The organism is Lelliottia jeotgali, from assembly GCF_977070485.1.
Window position 1 is genome coordinate 144,316 of the sequence record NZ_CDRVFO010000007.1, and the last position, 17,255, is coordinate 161,570.

General features: G+C 64.8%; 6 protein-coding genes. 3 read left to right on the forward strand and 3 right to left on the reverse strand.

Annotated features, from left to right (window positions below):
- From cyoA to hmpA, 3 genes are all read right to left on the reverse strand, one after another.
- Entirely contained in the window at positions 1-945 is a 945-nt protein-coding gene (gene cyoA / locus ACW4TB_RS12775) for a ubiquinol oxidase subunit II (RefSeq protein WP_012316183.1), read from the reverse strand.
- A gap of 558 nt (positions 946-1,503) precedes the next feature.
- Entirely contained in the window at positions 1,504-2,010 is a 507-nt protein-coding gene (locus ACW4TB_RS12780) for a disulfide bond formation protein B (protein ID WP_012316184.1), read from the reverse strand.
- A gap of 374 nt (positions 2,011-2,384) precedes the next feature.
- Positions 2,385-3,563, reverse strand: a complete 1,179-nt coding sequence (gene hmpA / locus ACW4TB_RS12785) for an NO-inducible flavohemoprotein (RefSeq protein ID WP_196997016.1) — start codon at positions 3,561-3,563, stop codon at positions 2,385-2,387.
- 155 nt (positions 3,564-3,718) lie between these two features.
- Here hmpA and norR point away from each other — a divergent pair, with 155 nt between their 5' ends.
- The 3 genes from norR to ACW4TB_RS12800 all read left to right on the forward strand — a co-directional run bounded on the left by norR (position 3,719) and on the right by ACW4TB_RS12800 (position 17,224).
- Positions 3,719-5,269 carry a nitric oxide reductase transcriptional regulator NorR gene (gene norR / locus ACW4TB_RS12790; protein WP_279930596.1) on the forward strand — a complete coding sequence of 517 codons (1,551 nt, stop codon included), beginning with the start codon at positions 3,719-3,721 and terminating at the stop codon, positions 5,267-5,269.
- A 184-nt stretch (positions 5,270-5,453) separates the two neighbouring features.
- Positions 5,454-10,322, forward strand: coding sequence for an Ig-like domain-containing protein (locus ACW4TB_RS12795; protein ID WP_455842987.1), 4,869 nt, complete (start codon positions 5,454-5,456; stop codon positions 10,320-10,322).
- Complete coding sequence (locus ACW4TB_RS12800) at positions 10,277-17,224, forward strand: BapA/Bap/LapF family large adhesin (RefSeq protein WP_455842988.1); 6,948 nt, start codon at positions 10,277-10,279, stop codon at positions 17,222-17,224. The genes ACW4TB_RS12795 and ACW4TB_RS12800 overlap by 46 nt, the downstream gene beginning before the upstream one ends.
- Positions 17,225-17,255 lie beyond the last annotated feature (31 nt).

Below are 17,255 nucleotides of genomic sequence, written 5' to 3' on the forward strand. Positions count from 1 at the left end.
TTACTCCTCTGCACCGGCAGCTGGTTGCGTACTCGATTCCACACCCGTGGTGGTGGCCAGATCTTTGCTGCCTGCTTCTTCGTGGACCGGCTTGCCGCGGTTCATGCCTTCGTACTTGTCGACGATGGTCTGGAACAGCTCCGCTGGCGCCTCGCTGTACAGCGCGACTGGGTTGTATTCGCTAGGCTTGGCCAGTGCTTCGTACTCGGCCTTGCCCAGTTTCAGAGGCGACTGCTTCACTTCGGCGACCCACTTGTCGAAGTCTTCCTGGGAAGTGGCAGTAGCCTTGAATTTCATGCCGGTGAAGCCAGCACCGCTGTAGTTGGCGCTGATACCGTCAAACACGCCGTTTTCGTTGGCGATCAGGTGCAACTTGGTGGTCATGCCGGCCATGGCGTAGATCTGGCCGCCCAGGCCCGGGATGAAGAACGAGTTCATCACGGCGTCGGAGGTGACGCGGAAGTTGACCGGGGTGTTAGCCGGGAAGTTGATCTTGTTGACCGTCGCGATGCCCTGCTCCGGGTAGATGAACAGCCACTTCCAGTCCAGTGCGACCACGTCGATCTGGATCGGCTTCACGTCCGAATCCAGCGGACGGTATGGGTCCAGCTTGTGGGTGGACTTGTAGGTGACATAACCCAGGGCAATGATGATCAGGATCGGGATGATCCACACCGCAGCCTCGATCTTGGTCGAGTGCGACCAGTCCGGGGTGTAGGTGGCCGCCTTGTTGGAAGCACGGTACTTCCAGGCGAAGGCCACGGTCATGATGATGACCGGGATCACCACCAGCAGCATCAGGCCGGTAGCGATGAGGATGAGGTTCTTTTGCTCAATGCCGACCTGACCTTTCGGGTCGAGCAGGGTCCAGTTGCACCCGCTGAGTAAAAGCATGCCTAAAAAGGGCAATATGCCAAACAGTCTGGGGTAACGCTTTTTACTCATCTCACGACCTCTAGATCAGCTTGCTTCAATGCAATTTGTGTTTTGGTAGCCAACACTTCGTCCTGCCAAGTGAGGCATTTCGCGCCCGAATACGCTCCTGCCTGGTGTCCGACTGCAGGACCTTGGCTCAAGCGTGTTAGCGGTGCTTATGGTTTCGTAGGCAACAGGCCTGTACTTCAGACCAAGTCCATTTGGTGCGGGAAAACGCGGAGGGGTATCCGCCCGGTATCGCCGCTGGGCGAAACTTGACGAAGTCAGCAAAAGAAAGCGCTGGGGCTTCCTTCAATCCTGCGACTCGCAAGCAGTGCCGAACGGAAATTGGGGGCGATTGTAGTGAGGTCGCCAACCCTTGACTATGACTTATTGAGCAACAGTCTTTTACAGAATGCGTAACAATACTGGTCAAAAATTCAACTTCGCGACAGTTTGTCGCACCCCGCTTGATAGGCCTCAAACCCGCATTGCGCAAGGCTTTGTGGTTGATCTGGATCAAGCGGGAGGCGACTTTTCCCTCTTCTCTGTGGGTGCAAAAGACCACAGCAAATTCGGGACTTATGTCTAAGGCTGGCGCCGATTGCGGTAGATGCCCAGCGGAACCAGAATGGCCGTCAGCACGAACGCCATCAGTGCCCATTGCGCCAGGGACAAACCGAGGATCGGCGGGTATGGCGTGCTGCAGAAACCGTCGACCTGGAATGCGAGCGGCCAGAGCTTGGCCAGCGGCAGGTCGTCGACGATCGGCTGCAGGGTATCGATACCGCAACTGACCATGGGGTTGGCGAGTATATACACATGGTTGCCGGCCGCAACGATTCCGCCAATTGCGCTCAGCACCACCAGCCCTTCGAACAACGTCAGGCTGCGCCGCCCGGGCATCGCTGCGCCGATGAAGGCAAACACGGCGATGAACAGCAGGGCATAGCGTTGCAGGATGCACAACGGGCAGGGGGCTTCGCCGAGCACCACCTGCATGTACAGAGCGCCACCGATCAGGGCGAGACAGATCCCCCCCAGCAGCACCAGAAAGCGCCGTTCCCGATTCAGGCGCGATGTTTGTTCGTTCATTGCCGGTTCCTTCGATGGATAGGGGCAGCGTGGTCCACCTGCCTGGCGCAAGTCTACACGCAGGTCTGACCGTTAGCGTGTCGAGGAAGCGGCAAGACAGCACTGCGAGGGCTATCCGGAGTGGGCTTGAGACCGGCAGGTGTGACGTCGGTTCAACGTCGGCCGGTAAAAAAGCGGCTGCCCGGGCGCCGCGCAGGGGCAAGCCCCTCGACACCCGGGAGTGAAGGATACAGTGATTAAAGGACGATTAACGATGAAAGATGGCTGGCACGATTCATCTTTCCTTTATATGCAAAGCAGCCCAGAAACCACAGGTACGGCAGCGTACCTGTGGGAGCCGGCCTGGCGGCAATGGGGTCAGAACAGTCAGTAGATCACTCCAGAGCTGCCGCCGGCCCGAAGAACTCATAGCGGCTCTGCTGCTGGGGCACACCCAGCTCTTTAAGGTAACGCTTGATCACCGCCATGAAACCCTTGGGCCCGAGGAAGTACGCATCCACGTCACGCTCACCCGGCATCCATTCACCCAAAAGCTCCTGGCTCAACAGCCCCACCGCATTCGCATCGCGCGAACCATCATCCTCGGCATAGCAATAGAAGCGCTTGAGTTGAGGATGTTGCTGGGCCAGCCCATCGACCCAGTCACGGAACGCATGGACCCCTGCATTGCGCGCACAGTGGATGAAATGCACCGGTCGCTTGGTTTCAAGGGCCGCCTCGAGCATGGCCAGGGTCGGTGTGATGCCGACGCCGCCACTGATCAGCACCAGTGGCCTGTCACTGGCGGCAAGGGTGAAGTCGCCAGACGGCGGGAACAGTTGCACGGTACTGCCGACCATCATTTCATGATGCAGGTAGTTGGACACCTTGCCGCCCGCCTCACGCTTGACGCTGATGCGATATTGCTTGCCATCGCACAAGGCCGACAGCGAATAGTTGCGACGCTGCTCGGCGCCGTCGATGAACAGCTGCAAGCCGATGTACTGGCCCGGTTCAGCCTTGAGCACCGGTTTGCCGTCGACGGGAGCGAAGTAGAACGAAACGATCTCGCTGCTTTCCTGCTCGCGGCGTACCAGGCGGAATTCGCGGGTACCGCGCCAGCCACCGGCGGCCTCTTCCTTCTGTTTGTAGAGGCCTTCCTCGGCGCCGATGAGGATCTCGGCCAACTGCCCATAGGCCGCGCCCCAGGCAGCGATCACCTCTGCAGTGGCGATCTCCTTGCCGAGCACTTCCTCGATGGCACGCAGCAGGCAGCTACCGACGATCGGATAATGCTCCGGCAGGATTTGCAAAGCGACATGCTTGTTGATGATCTGGCCGACCAGGCCACCGAGCTGTTCCAGCTGGTCGATGTGCCGGGCGTACATCAGCACGCCGTTGGCCAAGGCGCGCGGCTGGTCGCCACTGGCCTGATGCGCCTGGTTGAACAGTGGGCGCACTTGCGGATACTCGCTGAGCATCAACTTGTAGAAGTGGGTGGTAAGCGCCTCTCCACCGGTTTCCAGCAGCGGGACGGTGGCTTTGATGATTGCACGTTGTTCGGCATTGAGCATTTGCAACGACTCCTGAGCCAGAGGCTTCGAATGGTTGCATGTGCCGTATCAGCATTCGTGCCAACATTTAAACTCAATAAAATCAATGTATTGCCTAAAGCCATGTCAAAACGACCAGGCCAAGCGTATAGTCATTAAGACCCACAGGAGTCATTATGACCGCAAAGCCGCTGCTCACCGCCCTGCTCCCCTTGGTCAGCGACCTGTCCCGTGACCTGCCCGACCAGGAACGCTACCGCCGCCTGCTACAAGCCATGCGCGGCTTGCTGCCCTGCGATGCCGCTGCATTGCTGCGGCTCGATGGCGAATGGCTGGTACCACTGGCTGTCGACGGTTTGTCTGCCGATACCCTGGGCCGGCGTTTCAAAGTAAGCGAGCATCCGCGCTTCCAGGTTTTGCTCAGCCGCGCCGAGCCTACGCGCTTTCCCAGCGACTCCCAGTTGCCCGATCCTTATGACGGCCTGGTCAATGCCCACGACGTCGACCTTCACGTGCATGACTGCATGGGCTGCCCGCTGATGGTCGACGAGCGCCCATGGGGCCTGGTAACCCTCGATGCCCTCACCCCGGGCCAGTTCCAGAGCCTGGAGCTCGATGCCCTGCAGGCCTTCGCCAGCCTGGCAGCTGCCACGGTCACGGTGGCCGAACGCATAGAGCACCTGGCACTGCGCGCCGAGGATGAGCATCAGCGCGCCGAAATCTATCGCCAGGCCAGCGGCCAGGACAAAGAGCTGATTGGCCAAAGCCCGGCGCACAAGCGCCTGCTGGATGAAATACGCCTGGTTGGCGGTAGCGACCTGACCGTGCTGATCACCGGCGAAACCGGCGTGGGCAAGGAACTGGTGGCCCAGGCCCTGCACCAGGCCAGCCACCGCGCCAACAAGCCCCTGATCAGCCTCAACTGCGCCGCGCTGCCCGACACGCTGGTGGAAAGCGAACTGTTCGGCCATGTGCGCGGGGCCTTTACCGGCGCCCACGGTGAGCGTCGCGGCAAGTTCGAACTGGCCAACGGCGGCACGCTGTTTCTCGACGAAGTGGGCGAACTGCCGCTGGCGGTGCAAGCAAAGCTGCTGCGGGTATTGCAAAGCGGGCAACTGCAGCGCCTGGGCTCAGACCGCGAACACACGGTAGATGTGCGCCTGATCGCAGCAACCAACCGCGACCTTGCCGCCGAGGTGCGCAACGGCAACTACCGCGCCGACTTCTATCACCGCCTGAGCGTGTACCCGCTGCAGGTTCCGCCGCTACGCGAGCGTGGGCGCGATGTGCTGCTATTGGCGGGCTACTTCCTCGAACAGAATCGATCACGTCTGGGCCTGAACAGCCTGCGCCTGAGCAACGAAGCGCAATCGGCGCTTCTGGCTTACGACTGGCCCGGCAACGTGAGAGAACTGGAACACCTGATCGGTCGCTCAGCCCTCAAGGCGCTGGGCCAGCACCCGGACCGGCCACGCATCCTTACCCTGCAAGCCAGTGACCTGGACCTGCGTAACGTGGCGGGCGGGGTACAGGCACCCTCCCCTGCGCCCCTGCCGGCGCCGTCGCTGGCCGAAGGTGGCTTGCGCGAAGCTGTCGACGGCTACCAACGCCAGATCATCGATGCCTGCCTGCAGCGCCATCAGGACAACTGGGCCGCCGCCGCCCGCGAACTGGGCCTGGACCGCGCCAACTTAAACCGCTTGGCTCGGCGCCTGGGCCTGCGCTAGACGCGTTTCCTACCAAAGGATTAACCCAGAAAGCCTCTGGTTGCTTTCCGTTGGGCTGCTATATCTCCCTTACCATCGGTAACAGGGCCGTTATACGACCGGGCTGCGTGCTACTGCACAAGCGGTTGCGCCAGCAGGATCGCCAACGGTGCCCCTGTGTACCGCACACCAGCAGGGAGCATCCATGGACAACATCGTCGTCGCCGACAAGCAAACCACCGTCGCCACCCAGAATGCCTGGGGCAATATCACGCTCAACAGCCCAGGCGTGGTGCAAATGCCCGTTGCGCCTGACCAGGTGGCAACCGTGACCCGGCGGGGTCAGGACCTGATCGTCACACTCAAGTCAGGGGAAAAGGTTACCGTCGGCAACTTCTTTGCCGTGGACCAGGCGGGTGTCGGCAGTGACATGGTCTTCGTCGGCGAAGATGGCACCCTGTGGCACGCCAACTACGATGCCGAAGCCTTCACCGGTTTCACCTTCGAGGAAGTCGCCTCGCTCGATGAACTGGTCGCAGGCATCGGCGGCGCTGGCAGCGAAACCCCGACCTGGGCGATTGCCGGGCTGAGCCTGCTGGGCGTTGGCGGCGCTGCCGCCGCCGCAGGCAGCGGTGGTGGAGGCGGTAGCAGCGGCGACGGCTCTGCGCCAGGCGACACCACGCCACCCGCCACGCCCATAGACCTGCTGGTTTCGCCCGATGGCCTGCGCCTGACTGGCCGCGGCGAGGTCGGTGCCACGGTGAATGTACGCGACGGCGCCGGCAACCTGATCGGCAGCGGCACTGTGGGCACCGACGGCACCTTCACCGTGACCTTGAACCCACCCCAGGTCAATGGCGAAAGCCTGGATGTCAGTTTGACCGATGCTGCTGGCAACGTCTCGCAGCCGGGCAACGTGGCCGCACCGGATGCAACCGCTCCCCTGGCCCCCAGCGACCTGGCCGTCAACGAGCAAGGAACCACACTAACCGGCCGCGCTGAACCCGGGTCCACCGTGCAAGTGCGTGCCGCCGACGGTACCGTGCTGGGTACCGCCGTGGCAGGTGCCGACGGCCTGTTCAGCATCACCCTGCAACCCCCGCAAACCGAGGGTCAGCCGCTGCAAGTCACAGCCAGTGACGCCGCTGGCAACACCTCACCCGCAACAGCCGTCAACGCACCCGATGACGGGGTCGGCAACCCGCCCGACACCACGCCGCCCGCACAACCGACCGACTTGGCCGTCAGCGCTGACGGCAGAGTAGTAAGCGGGCGTGCCGAACCAGGTAGTACTGTGCGCGTGCTCGCAGCGGACGGCACCACGGTACTGGGTAGCGTGGTCGTGGGCGCCAACGGTGCGTTCAGCATCACCCTCGACCCACCGCTGGTCGACGGCGAGCAGTTACAGGTAACGGCCACCGATGCCGCCGGCAACACCTCCCCTGCCGGCACCGTCACCGCGCCGGACATCGACACGGGCGGTGGTGACACCACTGCGCCAGCGCCCGCCAGTGGCCTGATCATCAGCGCCGATGGCCGTACAGTCTCGGGGCGCGGTGAAGCAGGAGCAACGGTAACCGTATCGAACGACCAGGGCCAGGTCGTGGGGACCGGGACGGTGCAGCCTGATGGCACCTTTACCCTGCAACTGACCCCGCCCGTGACCGATGGCTCGTCGCTGCAAGTGACCTTGACCGATGCCGCTGGCAACGTATCAACGACAAGCCCGCTGACGGCACCGGACCTGGTAGCCCCCGGGCAACCGACCGGGCTGACGCTGAGCGATGGTCAAACGCTGACCGGCAATGCCGAACCCGGTGCACGGGTGCAAGTGCGCGACGCCTCCGGAGCCCTGATCGGCAGCGCTATCGTCGGGCCGGACGGCAGCTTCAGCCTCACCCTCGACCCGGCCCAGGCCGACGGTGAAGCCTTGGCCATCACAGTCACCGATGCCGCCGGCAACAGCTCCGCACCACTGGCTTATACCGCCCCGGACATTACTGCCCCGGCCCTCATCACCGGCGTGGTGGTGGGCGCCGGCAGCGTCGTGATATCGGGCCGCGGTGAAGCGGGTGCCACAGTGCAAGTGCTGGATGCCGACGGCAATGTCATCGGCAGTGGCACCGTGGCAGCCAATGGCACCTTCCTGGTCGAACTGGATGCTCCGGTGGCTGCGGGCGAAAGCATCGTGCTGGTGCAAACCGATGCTGCCGGCAATCCGTCGCCTGAGCTCAGCATCATCGTGCCACAGACCCCCGTCCCGGAAGGCCCTGCCGGGGTGGTGGTAGCCCCCGATGGCTCGTCCGTCAGCGGCACCGCTCCGGCGGGCAGCCTGGTAGAGGTGCGCGATGCCCAAGGCAATGTGCTGGGCAGCGTGCAAGTGGGCAATGACGGCAACTTCACCGTCGCCCTTGATCCCGCTCAGGCTAATGGTGAGCTGCTCGATGTGGTGGCCTTGGACGCCGACGGCAACAGCTCACTGCCGACCCAGGTCGGCGCACCGGACATCACCCCGCCCAACCCGGCCAGTGATCTGCAACTGAGCGCCGATGGCGCCACCCTCACTGGCCGCGGTGAACCCGGGGCCAGCGTGCAGGTGAGCGATGCCCAGGGCACGGTGCTGGGCACTGCAGTGGTCGGCGCGAACGGCGTCTTCACCCTCACACTGACACCGGCCCAGTCCGATGGCCAGATGCTCGACGTGGTACTGCGTGACGCTGCGGGCAACACCTCGACCGCAACCCTGACCGCGCCGGACCTGGACGGGCCTCTGCAGCCTTCCGGGCTGGCCGTCGACAGCGCTGGCCTGCACCTGACCGGCCAGGGCCAGAGCGGCTCGATCGTCACTGTACGTGCGGCGGACGGTACCGTGCTGGGCACCGCGACAGTCGGCGCCGACGGGCGCTTCGATGTCACCCTCGACCCGCCACAGCGCAATGGCGAAACCCTCACCGTGGAGGCTACCGACAATCTCGGCAACAGTGCCGGCCCGGTCGACTTCACCGCACCAGACAGCACCCCGCCGCAACTCATCGGCAACCCGAGCATCGACGCCAGCGGTACCACCGTTACCGGCACCGGCGAACCGGGTGCCACCGTGATCGTGCGCAGCCCCGACGGCGCTATGCTGGGCAGCGTCGAGGTGGCTGGCGACGGCACCTTCGAACTTACCCTGGACCCTCCACAGACCAATGGCCAGGCCTTGACCGTGGAACAACGCGACCCGATCGGTAACGTGTCAGCAGCGGTCGACCTGCCTGCTCCGGACAACGAGGCGCCCGACACCCCTACCGGCCTGGCCCTTTCCGCCGATGGCACCGTGGTTACCGGTAGCGGCGAACCCGGCGCGCAAGTGCGCGTCACCGGCACTGGCGGCGCAGTATTGGGCACCGCCGTGGTGGAGGCCGACGGTAGCTTCCGGGTGACCATCGACCCACCTCAGCTCAACGGTCAGACGCTGTCCGTCAGCCAGGCGGACGCTGCGGGCAACACCTCCGCTGCCGACACCATAACCGCCAACGACCTCGAAGCACCGCAACCTGCACAAGGCCTGGGGCTGAGCGCAGACGGTAGTGTGCTGAGCGGGCAGGGTGAGCCAGGCGCCACCGTAGAAGTGCGCGATGCCGGCGGGCAACTGCTGGGCGATGCCCAAGTGCAGCCCGACGGCAGCTTCACCGTGACCCTCGCACCTCCCCAGACCAACGGCGAAGTCCTGTCGGTAGTGCTTGTCGACGGCGGGGGCAATACCTCGCCATCGGCCACCTTCACCGCTGACGATTCAACCGGCCCCGCCACGCCGACCGGCCTGCAAGTCAGTGCCGATGGCACAGCGCTGCAAGGCAACGGCGAGGTGGGCTCCACCGTAGAAGTGCGCAATGCCAACGGCGATCTGCTGGGCACGGTCGTGGTGCCGGTGGGCGGCAACTTCAGCGTGCCGCTGTCGCCGGCCCAACTGGATGGCCAGAACCTCGACGTCACCCTCACCGATGCTGCCGGCAACACCTCGACCGCAGCCCAGGCAACTGCGCCGGACCTCACACCGCCTGCACTGCCGACCGATGTAAGCGTCAGCCCGGACGGCACCACTGTGACCGGCAACGCACCCGGGGCCAGCTCGGTCACGGTGACCGACCCCAATGGCACTGTCGTCACCGTTGCAGTGAACGGCGATGGCAGTTTCAGCGTACCGCTGGATACCCCGCTCACCAATGGCGAGAGCCTGACCGTGGTGGTCAGCGACGCAGCCGGCAACGACTCTGGCGCATCGACCGTCACCGCGCCGGATACCACCCCGCCCGCTGCGGCGACCGACATCACGGTCAGCCCGGATGGCGGCTTTATCGGTGGTACGGCCGAACCCGGCACCACCATCATCGTTCGCGACGGCACCACTGACCTGGGCACCGCAACCGCCGGGCCGGACGGCACCTTCGTTGTCGAAGTCGACCCACCCCTGGTTTCCGGCGACACCGTGCAGGTAGTGGTCCGAGACGACGGTGGCAACGAGACCACGGTCGACGTGGCCGGGCCAGACGGCACCGAAGTCGCTACACCAACCGCCCTGACCATCAGTGCCGACGGCTTCCTCCTGACTGGCGAAGGCACCGTGGGCTCGCTTATCACCGTGACCTCCGGCGGCACCACACTGGGCACCGCGACGGTCGGCAGCGACGGCATTTTCCGAGTGTTCTTCAGCGACGCCCAGCTCAATGCCCAGACCCTGCAGGTCAGCGCACGCCTTACAGCCGGGGGTAAACCCTCGGTACCAGCCACCATCGTTGCAGAGGACAGCACCGCGCCGGATGCTCCCACCCAGCTTGCCCTCGACCGCAGTGGCAGCACCCTTATCGGCAAGGGCGAGGTGGGCGCGACCGTACGCGTGGTGGATGCCCAAGGTACCGAGCTGGGCACTGCCACCGTTGGCAGTAACGGGTTGTTCAGCGTCAGCCTGACCCCCCGCAAGCCAATGGCCAGAACCTTACCGTTACCCAGAGCGACGCCGCGGGCAATACTTCGCTCGCCGCAACCTTGCAGGCGCCTGATCTGCAAGCGCCTGATGCTGCCACCGGCCTGAGCCTGAATAGCGCGGCAACCGTAGTCAGCGGCCAGGGTGAGGCGGGCGCGACGGTGACCGTACGCGATGCCAGTGGCGCGATACTGGCCACAGGTACCGTCAACCAGAGCGGCCAGTTCCAGGTCACCCTGCCAAATGCACAGACCACCGGCAGCGCCTTGCAGGTCACCCTTAGCGATGCCGCTGGCAATGTGTCTGGCCCGGCGAGCCTGGCAACACCGGACCGCACGCCCCCGGCTGCGGTCGACAACCCGGTGCTCAGCGCCGACGGCAAACAGCTGTCTGGCAGCGGTGAAGCCGGCGCCACCGTGCAGGTGCGCAACGCTGCCGGCACCGTGGTCGGCACCGCGACCGTGGGCGCCGATGGCCGGTTTACGGTCACCTTCGATACCCCACAGGCAACCGGCCAGGCCATCGGCGTGAGCCAGGTGGATGCAGCGGGTAACACTTCCCCTGCTGTCACCCTCAGTACACCCGACCTCACCCCACCAGCCCCACTGAGCAATGTGGTGCTCAACAACAATGGCCTGACCCTCACCGGCCTGGGTGAAGCGGGTGCCAGCGTGACCGTGCGCGGCCCCGATGGCACCATCATTGGCACAGGCGTGGTGGCCGCCAACGGCAGCTTCACCCTCACCCTGACCAGTGCGCAACTTAACGCTCAGAACTTGAGCGTGACCCAGACCGACGCGGGCAACAACACATCACCTCCTGTTGCAGTAACAGCGCCGGACTTCACCCCACCGGCGGCGCCGGCCGCCCTCGCCCTGGCCGGTACCGGCCTGCAGCTGAGCGGCAGCGCCGAAGCAGGCAGTACCGTGACCGTGCGTGATGCCGCAGGCAATATCCTGGGCACCGCCGTGGCCAGCAGCAATGGCACCTTCCAGGTCACCCTGAGCAGCGCCCAGACCAACGGCCAGATCTTGCAGGTTACCGCCACAGATGCCGCAGGCAACGTGTCGCCTGCGGCACCTTACACCGCTGCCGATACCACACCGCCCACCGCCGTCGCCAACCTGGCCGTCGCTGCCGACGGCGCCAGCCTTACAGGTACTGGCGAAGCCGGCGCCACGGTCACCGTGCGTGCGCCCGACGGCACCTCGCTGGGGACCGCCACGGTCGGCAGCGATGGCCGCTTCACCGTAGCGCTCAGCCCTGCGGCAACCGCCGGCGACAGCCTCAGCGTGACCCAGGCCGATGCCGCGCAGAATGCCTCGCCGGCACAGACCGTGACCGCGCCGGGCAACCTGGCACCGGACATTCCGGACAACCTGACGCTCTCAGCCGATGGCCTGGTGGTTACCGGCAATGCATCCCCTGGTAGCACCGTCAATGTGTATGGCCCTGACGGCGTGCTGTTGGGCACTGCGCCAGTGGGCAATGACGGCAGTTTCACGGTCAACCTCGACAGCGCCCAGGCCAACGGCGAAGTCTTGCAGGTCAATGCCGTGGGCACCGATGGCAGTGCTTCGCTGCCTGCGACCCTGCAGGCACCGGACACCACTGCCCCGCAACCGCTGACCAACCTGGTGCTGAGCAGCGACGGCCTGACGCTCACCGGCCGAGGTGAGCCGGGCGCCACAGTCACCGTGATCGGCGAAGGCGGTGTCGACCTGGGCACCGCCGTGGTCGATGCCAGTGGTAACTTCAGCATTGGCCTGAGCATCGCACAGATCAATGGCGAACAGCTCAGTGCACAGCAGACCGACGCAGCGGGCAACGAGTCCGACAGTGTCAGCCTGACTGCGCCCGACCGTGTGGCACCTGATGCTGCGGGCAACCTGGCATTTGCCGGCGGCGGCGGCTTGCTCAACGGTACCGGCGAGGCCGGCAGCACCGTCAAAGTGCTGGCTGCCGATGGCAGCACACTGGGCAGCGCTGTGGTCCGCGCCGACGGTACCTTCCAGGTCACCCTCAGCGCGCCGCAGGCCAACGGCCAGCAGGTGCAAGTGATACTGACCGATGCCGCCGGCAACCAGTCCGACCCCAGCGCCATCATTGCAGCCGATACCACTCCACCGGCCGCCCCCACTGAGCTTGCGATTTCCAGCGACGGGGTTACCCTGACCGGCCGCGGCGAGCCCGGCGCGCAGGTCAGCGTCAGCAACGCGCAGGGCGACGAAATCGGTACGGCAGTGGTCGATGCCAGCGGTAACTTCACCGTCACCCTCAACCCGGCGCTGGGCAACGCCGAACTGCTCAGCCTCAGCCAGGCCGACGCAGCCGGTAACGTGTCGGCAGTCGCCACGTTGCAAACGCCTGACTTCACGCCGCCGGCCATCCTCACCGAGGTTGACATCAATGCCGATGGCAGTGTGGTCACCGGCCTTGGCGAACCGGGCGCTACCGTCACGGTGACCAATGCCGCAGGCGTAGTGCTCGGTTCGGCCACTGTGCTCGCCGATGGCAGCTTCTCTGTGGAACTGGCGCCAGCCCAGATCAACCAGCAAGTGCTGTCGGTACAACAGGCCGACCCACCCGGCAACATCAGCGCGCCGGTCACGATCGATGCACCCGACCTCACGCCACCTGCACCGGCAACCGAACTGCGCCTCAATGCTGCCGGCGATCAGCTAAGCGGCGTCGGCGAAGCAGGCACCACGGTACGGGTGTACCTGGGCACCACTGAAATCGGCACCGCCACGGTGGATGCCGACGGTACCTTCGTGGTTGACCTCAGCTCGCCGCAGCTCAATGGCCAAACCCTTCAGGTAACCCTGACAGACGAGAGCGAAAACATATCGCCCATCAGCTCGGTCACCGCGGTCGATACCACGCCCCCGGCCACCGTTGTCGCGTCGCTCAACGACAGCGGCACCCAGCTGATCGGTAGCGGCGAAGCGGGGGCACGCATTACGGTGATGAACGACCGTGGCGACATGGTCGGCCAAGGCGTGATCGACCCCGACGGCACCTTCGTGCTTGACCTGACAACCCCACAGATCGACGGCCAGGTACTGACCGTCGTCGCTCAAGACGTCACCGGCAACCCCTCCGCGCCATTCGAAGTGACCGCACCGGACTTGGTGCCACCAGCGCAACCTGCCGACTTGGCGCTGGACCCGACGGGCACGCTGCTGATCGGTAGTGCCGAACCCGGCAGTACCATCACCGTGCGTGGCCCGGACAACATCATTGTCGGCACCGTCCAGGCCACCGAAGACGGCACCTTCAGCGTGACGTTGAGCCCGGCGCAGAACAACGGCCAATTGCTGACCGTGGTCGCCACCGATGAGGCGGGCAACGCCTCGCTGCCAGCCACCTACCAGGCTGCCGACACGTCACCACCTGCTCTGGTCACCAACCTGGCAATCAATACCGACTACGACGTGCTGACCGGGCGCGGTGAGCCTAACGCCACAGTGACTGTCAGCCTGGCAGGCAATGTGATTGGCACCGGCGTGGTCGATGCCAACGGTAACTTCTCCATCGAACTCGAACCCGCACCTGGCTCGGTCGCGACATTGGCTGTGACCCAAAGCGACGGTACCAATACCTCGGCAGTGCAGACCTACATCACCCCGCTTATCCCACCACCAGCGCCCCCCACCAATGTGGTGCTGGACGCCGATGGCCTGACCCTCACGGGTAACGCCACCAGCGGGGCGTCCATCCGTGTCTATGACGATGAGGGCAATTTGATCGGCACGGGTGCAGCGGACCTCAACGGCGACTTCAGTCTCCAGCTCAACAGCGCCCAGTTGAATGGGCAATCGCTCTCGGTCACTGCCGTGGCTCTGGTGGGCGGTGAATCGCAGCCGGTATTCGTGCAGGCAACCGACACCACGCCGCCGGCCAACCCGGTGGTCACGGCGCTGTCCGCCAATGGCCTGGTGCTTACCGGGACCGGTGAAGCCAATGCCACGGTCACCGTGCGTGATGCCAGTGGCAATGTGCTCGGCACCGGCGTAGTCAACGCTGGCGGCGTGTTCAGCATCAACCTGGCCAGCGCGCAGCTCAACGGCCAGGTACTCGGTGTGACGCAGGTCGACGTTGCACAGAATACCTCGGGCAGTACCAGCTATACCGCACCGGACACACAGGCGCCGACTGCACCGACCAGCCTTGCCGTGACCGGCGCAGGCACCGTACTGACCGGCGTCGGCGAGCCCGGCGCGACAGTCACCGTTACCGGCCCGGGCGGTCCGTTGGGCAGCGCCGTGGTACAACCCGACGGCAGCTTTACCGTCACCCTCACCAGCACGCAGAACGACGGGCAGTTGCTTACCGTGCGTCAGTCCGATGCCGCCGGCAACCAGTCCGGCAGCGCCAGCATCACAGCACCGGACACCACGCCACCCGCCGCGCCAGTGGCCGCCATCAACGCCAACGGCACCACGGTAAGCGGCTCTGGCCAGATCGGCAGCACCGTCACCGTGCGCAACACTGCAGGCACCGTGCTGGGCACCGCCATAGTGGGCAGCAACGGCCTGTTCGTGGTCAGCCTGGCGGCGGCGCAAATCGACAACCAGGCCCTGACTGTCACCTTGACCGATGCCACCGGCAACACCTCGACCGGCACCGCACTGACCGCTCCAGACCTCACCCCGCCAGCGCTCGCCAGCAACCTGGTGATCAGCGCCGACGGCAGCACCCTGACCGGCAGCGGCGAGCCTGGCGCCACGGTCACGGTGCGCAGCTCCACCGGCACGGTACTGCAAACCGGCACGGTGCAGCCCGACGGCACCTTCTCCGTAACCCTGACCCCTGCCCAGGACAACGGCCAGACACTGTCGGTATCGCTCACCGACCCACGCAACAACGTCTCCGGCAACGTCAACATCACTGCGCCGGACGTCGACGCCAACGCACCGGTGATCGCCAGCGACAACCTGGCCACCGCCACCGTCAACCTGGCACCGGTTGTCGCCACGCAGACCTACACCGACAGTTTCACCACACTGCTGGCGGGCTTCAGCAAGACCTACACCTGGACCGTCGACGCCGGCACCACGGCGGACCCGACCCTGACGCTGACCACCAGCAGTGCCCTGGCCCTGCTCGACAACGCCACCTTCACCCTGCAGGTAAAAGACGCGTCCGGGGCCTGGGTGACTTTGGCTACCGGTAACAGCCTGGGCCTGCTAGACCTGATTCTGCTTCCCCTGGGCCAGGGGGTGCAGGTCGACATCGGCGAACTGCAGGCCGGTGAATACCGCCTGACCGTAGGCAGCGGCGGCATCGGCCTGGTGACCAACGTCACCACCACGCTGGACATCGAAACCTCCAGCCTGACCGAGTTCACCGGCATCGGTACCCCCACTACCGGCAACGTCATCACCGACCCCGGTGTCGACGGCACCACCGATGCCCGTGGCCCGGACAGCAGCGCCGTGCTGCAGGTGCTCAAGAACGGCAGCTACGTCACCGCCGGCAGCGCCACCGAAGTGCAAGGCCTGTATGGCACCCTGGTGATCCGCGCCGATGGCAGCTACACCTACACGCCGAACGGCACCCCATCCAGCGTCGGCAAAGTAGACGTGTTCAGCTATCAACTGGTGCACGGCAACGGCCTGACCGATGTCGCCAACCTCTATGTGCGGATCGACAGCCCGCAAGCCACGGAGGTCTGGAGCGACAGCAACCTCAGCGCGCCCGCCACGGTGGTCGATGCCGTCAACGACATCGACAGCACCAACATCAGCCTGGCAAACCGGGTGGACACCGGCAGCGCCACACTGGGGACGCTGTCCCTGCCGCTGATCGGCTCGCGGCAGGCGGTCTATGACACCAGCGTTGCCGCCGATACCACCGCCAACCTGCAAGTGGTGCTCAACTCCGCCAACCTGCTAGGCCTGCTCAACGGCACCACCATCGCCCTTTACAAACTCAACACGGCTACCGGCCAGTACGTGCTTGTGCAGTCTGTGCCCGGCAGTTCGCTGATCAGCCTGCTCGGCGGCGGCTCGGCCTACACCTTCCAGAACCAGGGCCCAGGTGCCTACGAGATCCGTGTCAGCGCAGGCGGCATCGGCCTGGCCAGCTCGATCACCACCAGCCTCAACACCACCACCACGTATACCAACGAGTTCGTGGTCAGCGGCTACACCCCAGTGACCGGCAACCTGTTGACCGACACCGCCGGCGGCGGTGCCGACAACCTCGGTTCGACGCTGACCGTGCTCAGCGTGCTGGTAGCGGCCAACACCTACGCCATCCCCGGTTACAACGGCGTCAGCGTGACCGGCACCTACGGCACCCTTTTGGTGAATGCTGACGGCAGCTACACCTACACCCTCAAGGCAGGCCTGACTTCGGCAGTTGTCGGCCAACAGGACACTTTCACCTACGAACTGACGCACCCCAACGGCACCACCGATACCGCAACGCTGACCATCAACCTGGACAACGCTGCCGGGCTCACCGCGACCACTTCGCTGCTGGCTGACAGTGGCGACGAGGGGGCGGCCCTGGCCAGTGTCGCCGCGGCTGCATCCACCGAGGTGATTGCCGGCACCGATGGCAATGACCAACTCGATGGCAGCCAGGGCGGGCAGATCAGCCTGCAAGGCGGCTCCGGCGACGACACCCTCGTGGTGGTGGATCAGGCCTTTGCCAGCGTCGATGGCGGCAGTGGTACCGACACCCTGCTGTGGGGCGGCGGCGATGCCAGCATCGACTTGGGCTCCCTGGCCGGGCGTGTCCACGATATCGAAATCATCGACCTCAACGACACCAGCGGGGTGACCCTGACGCTGAACCTGGCGGATGTGGTGGCCGTCACCGAAAGCGGCAGCAGCACGCTGCTGATCAAAGGCGACGACAAGGATTCGGTGCACATGACCGATAACTGGAGCCTGACCGGCAGCCAGAGCGCCGACGGCATCGACTATAACCAATACACGGCCCAGGAGGATCCGAGCCACCACCTGTGGGTGCAAAACGGCATTCATGTCGTCTGAGGCCGCAGTAACCCGCCGGGCGCCATGCCCG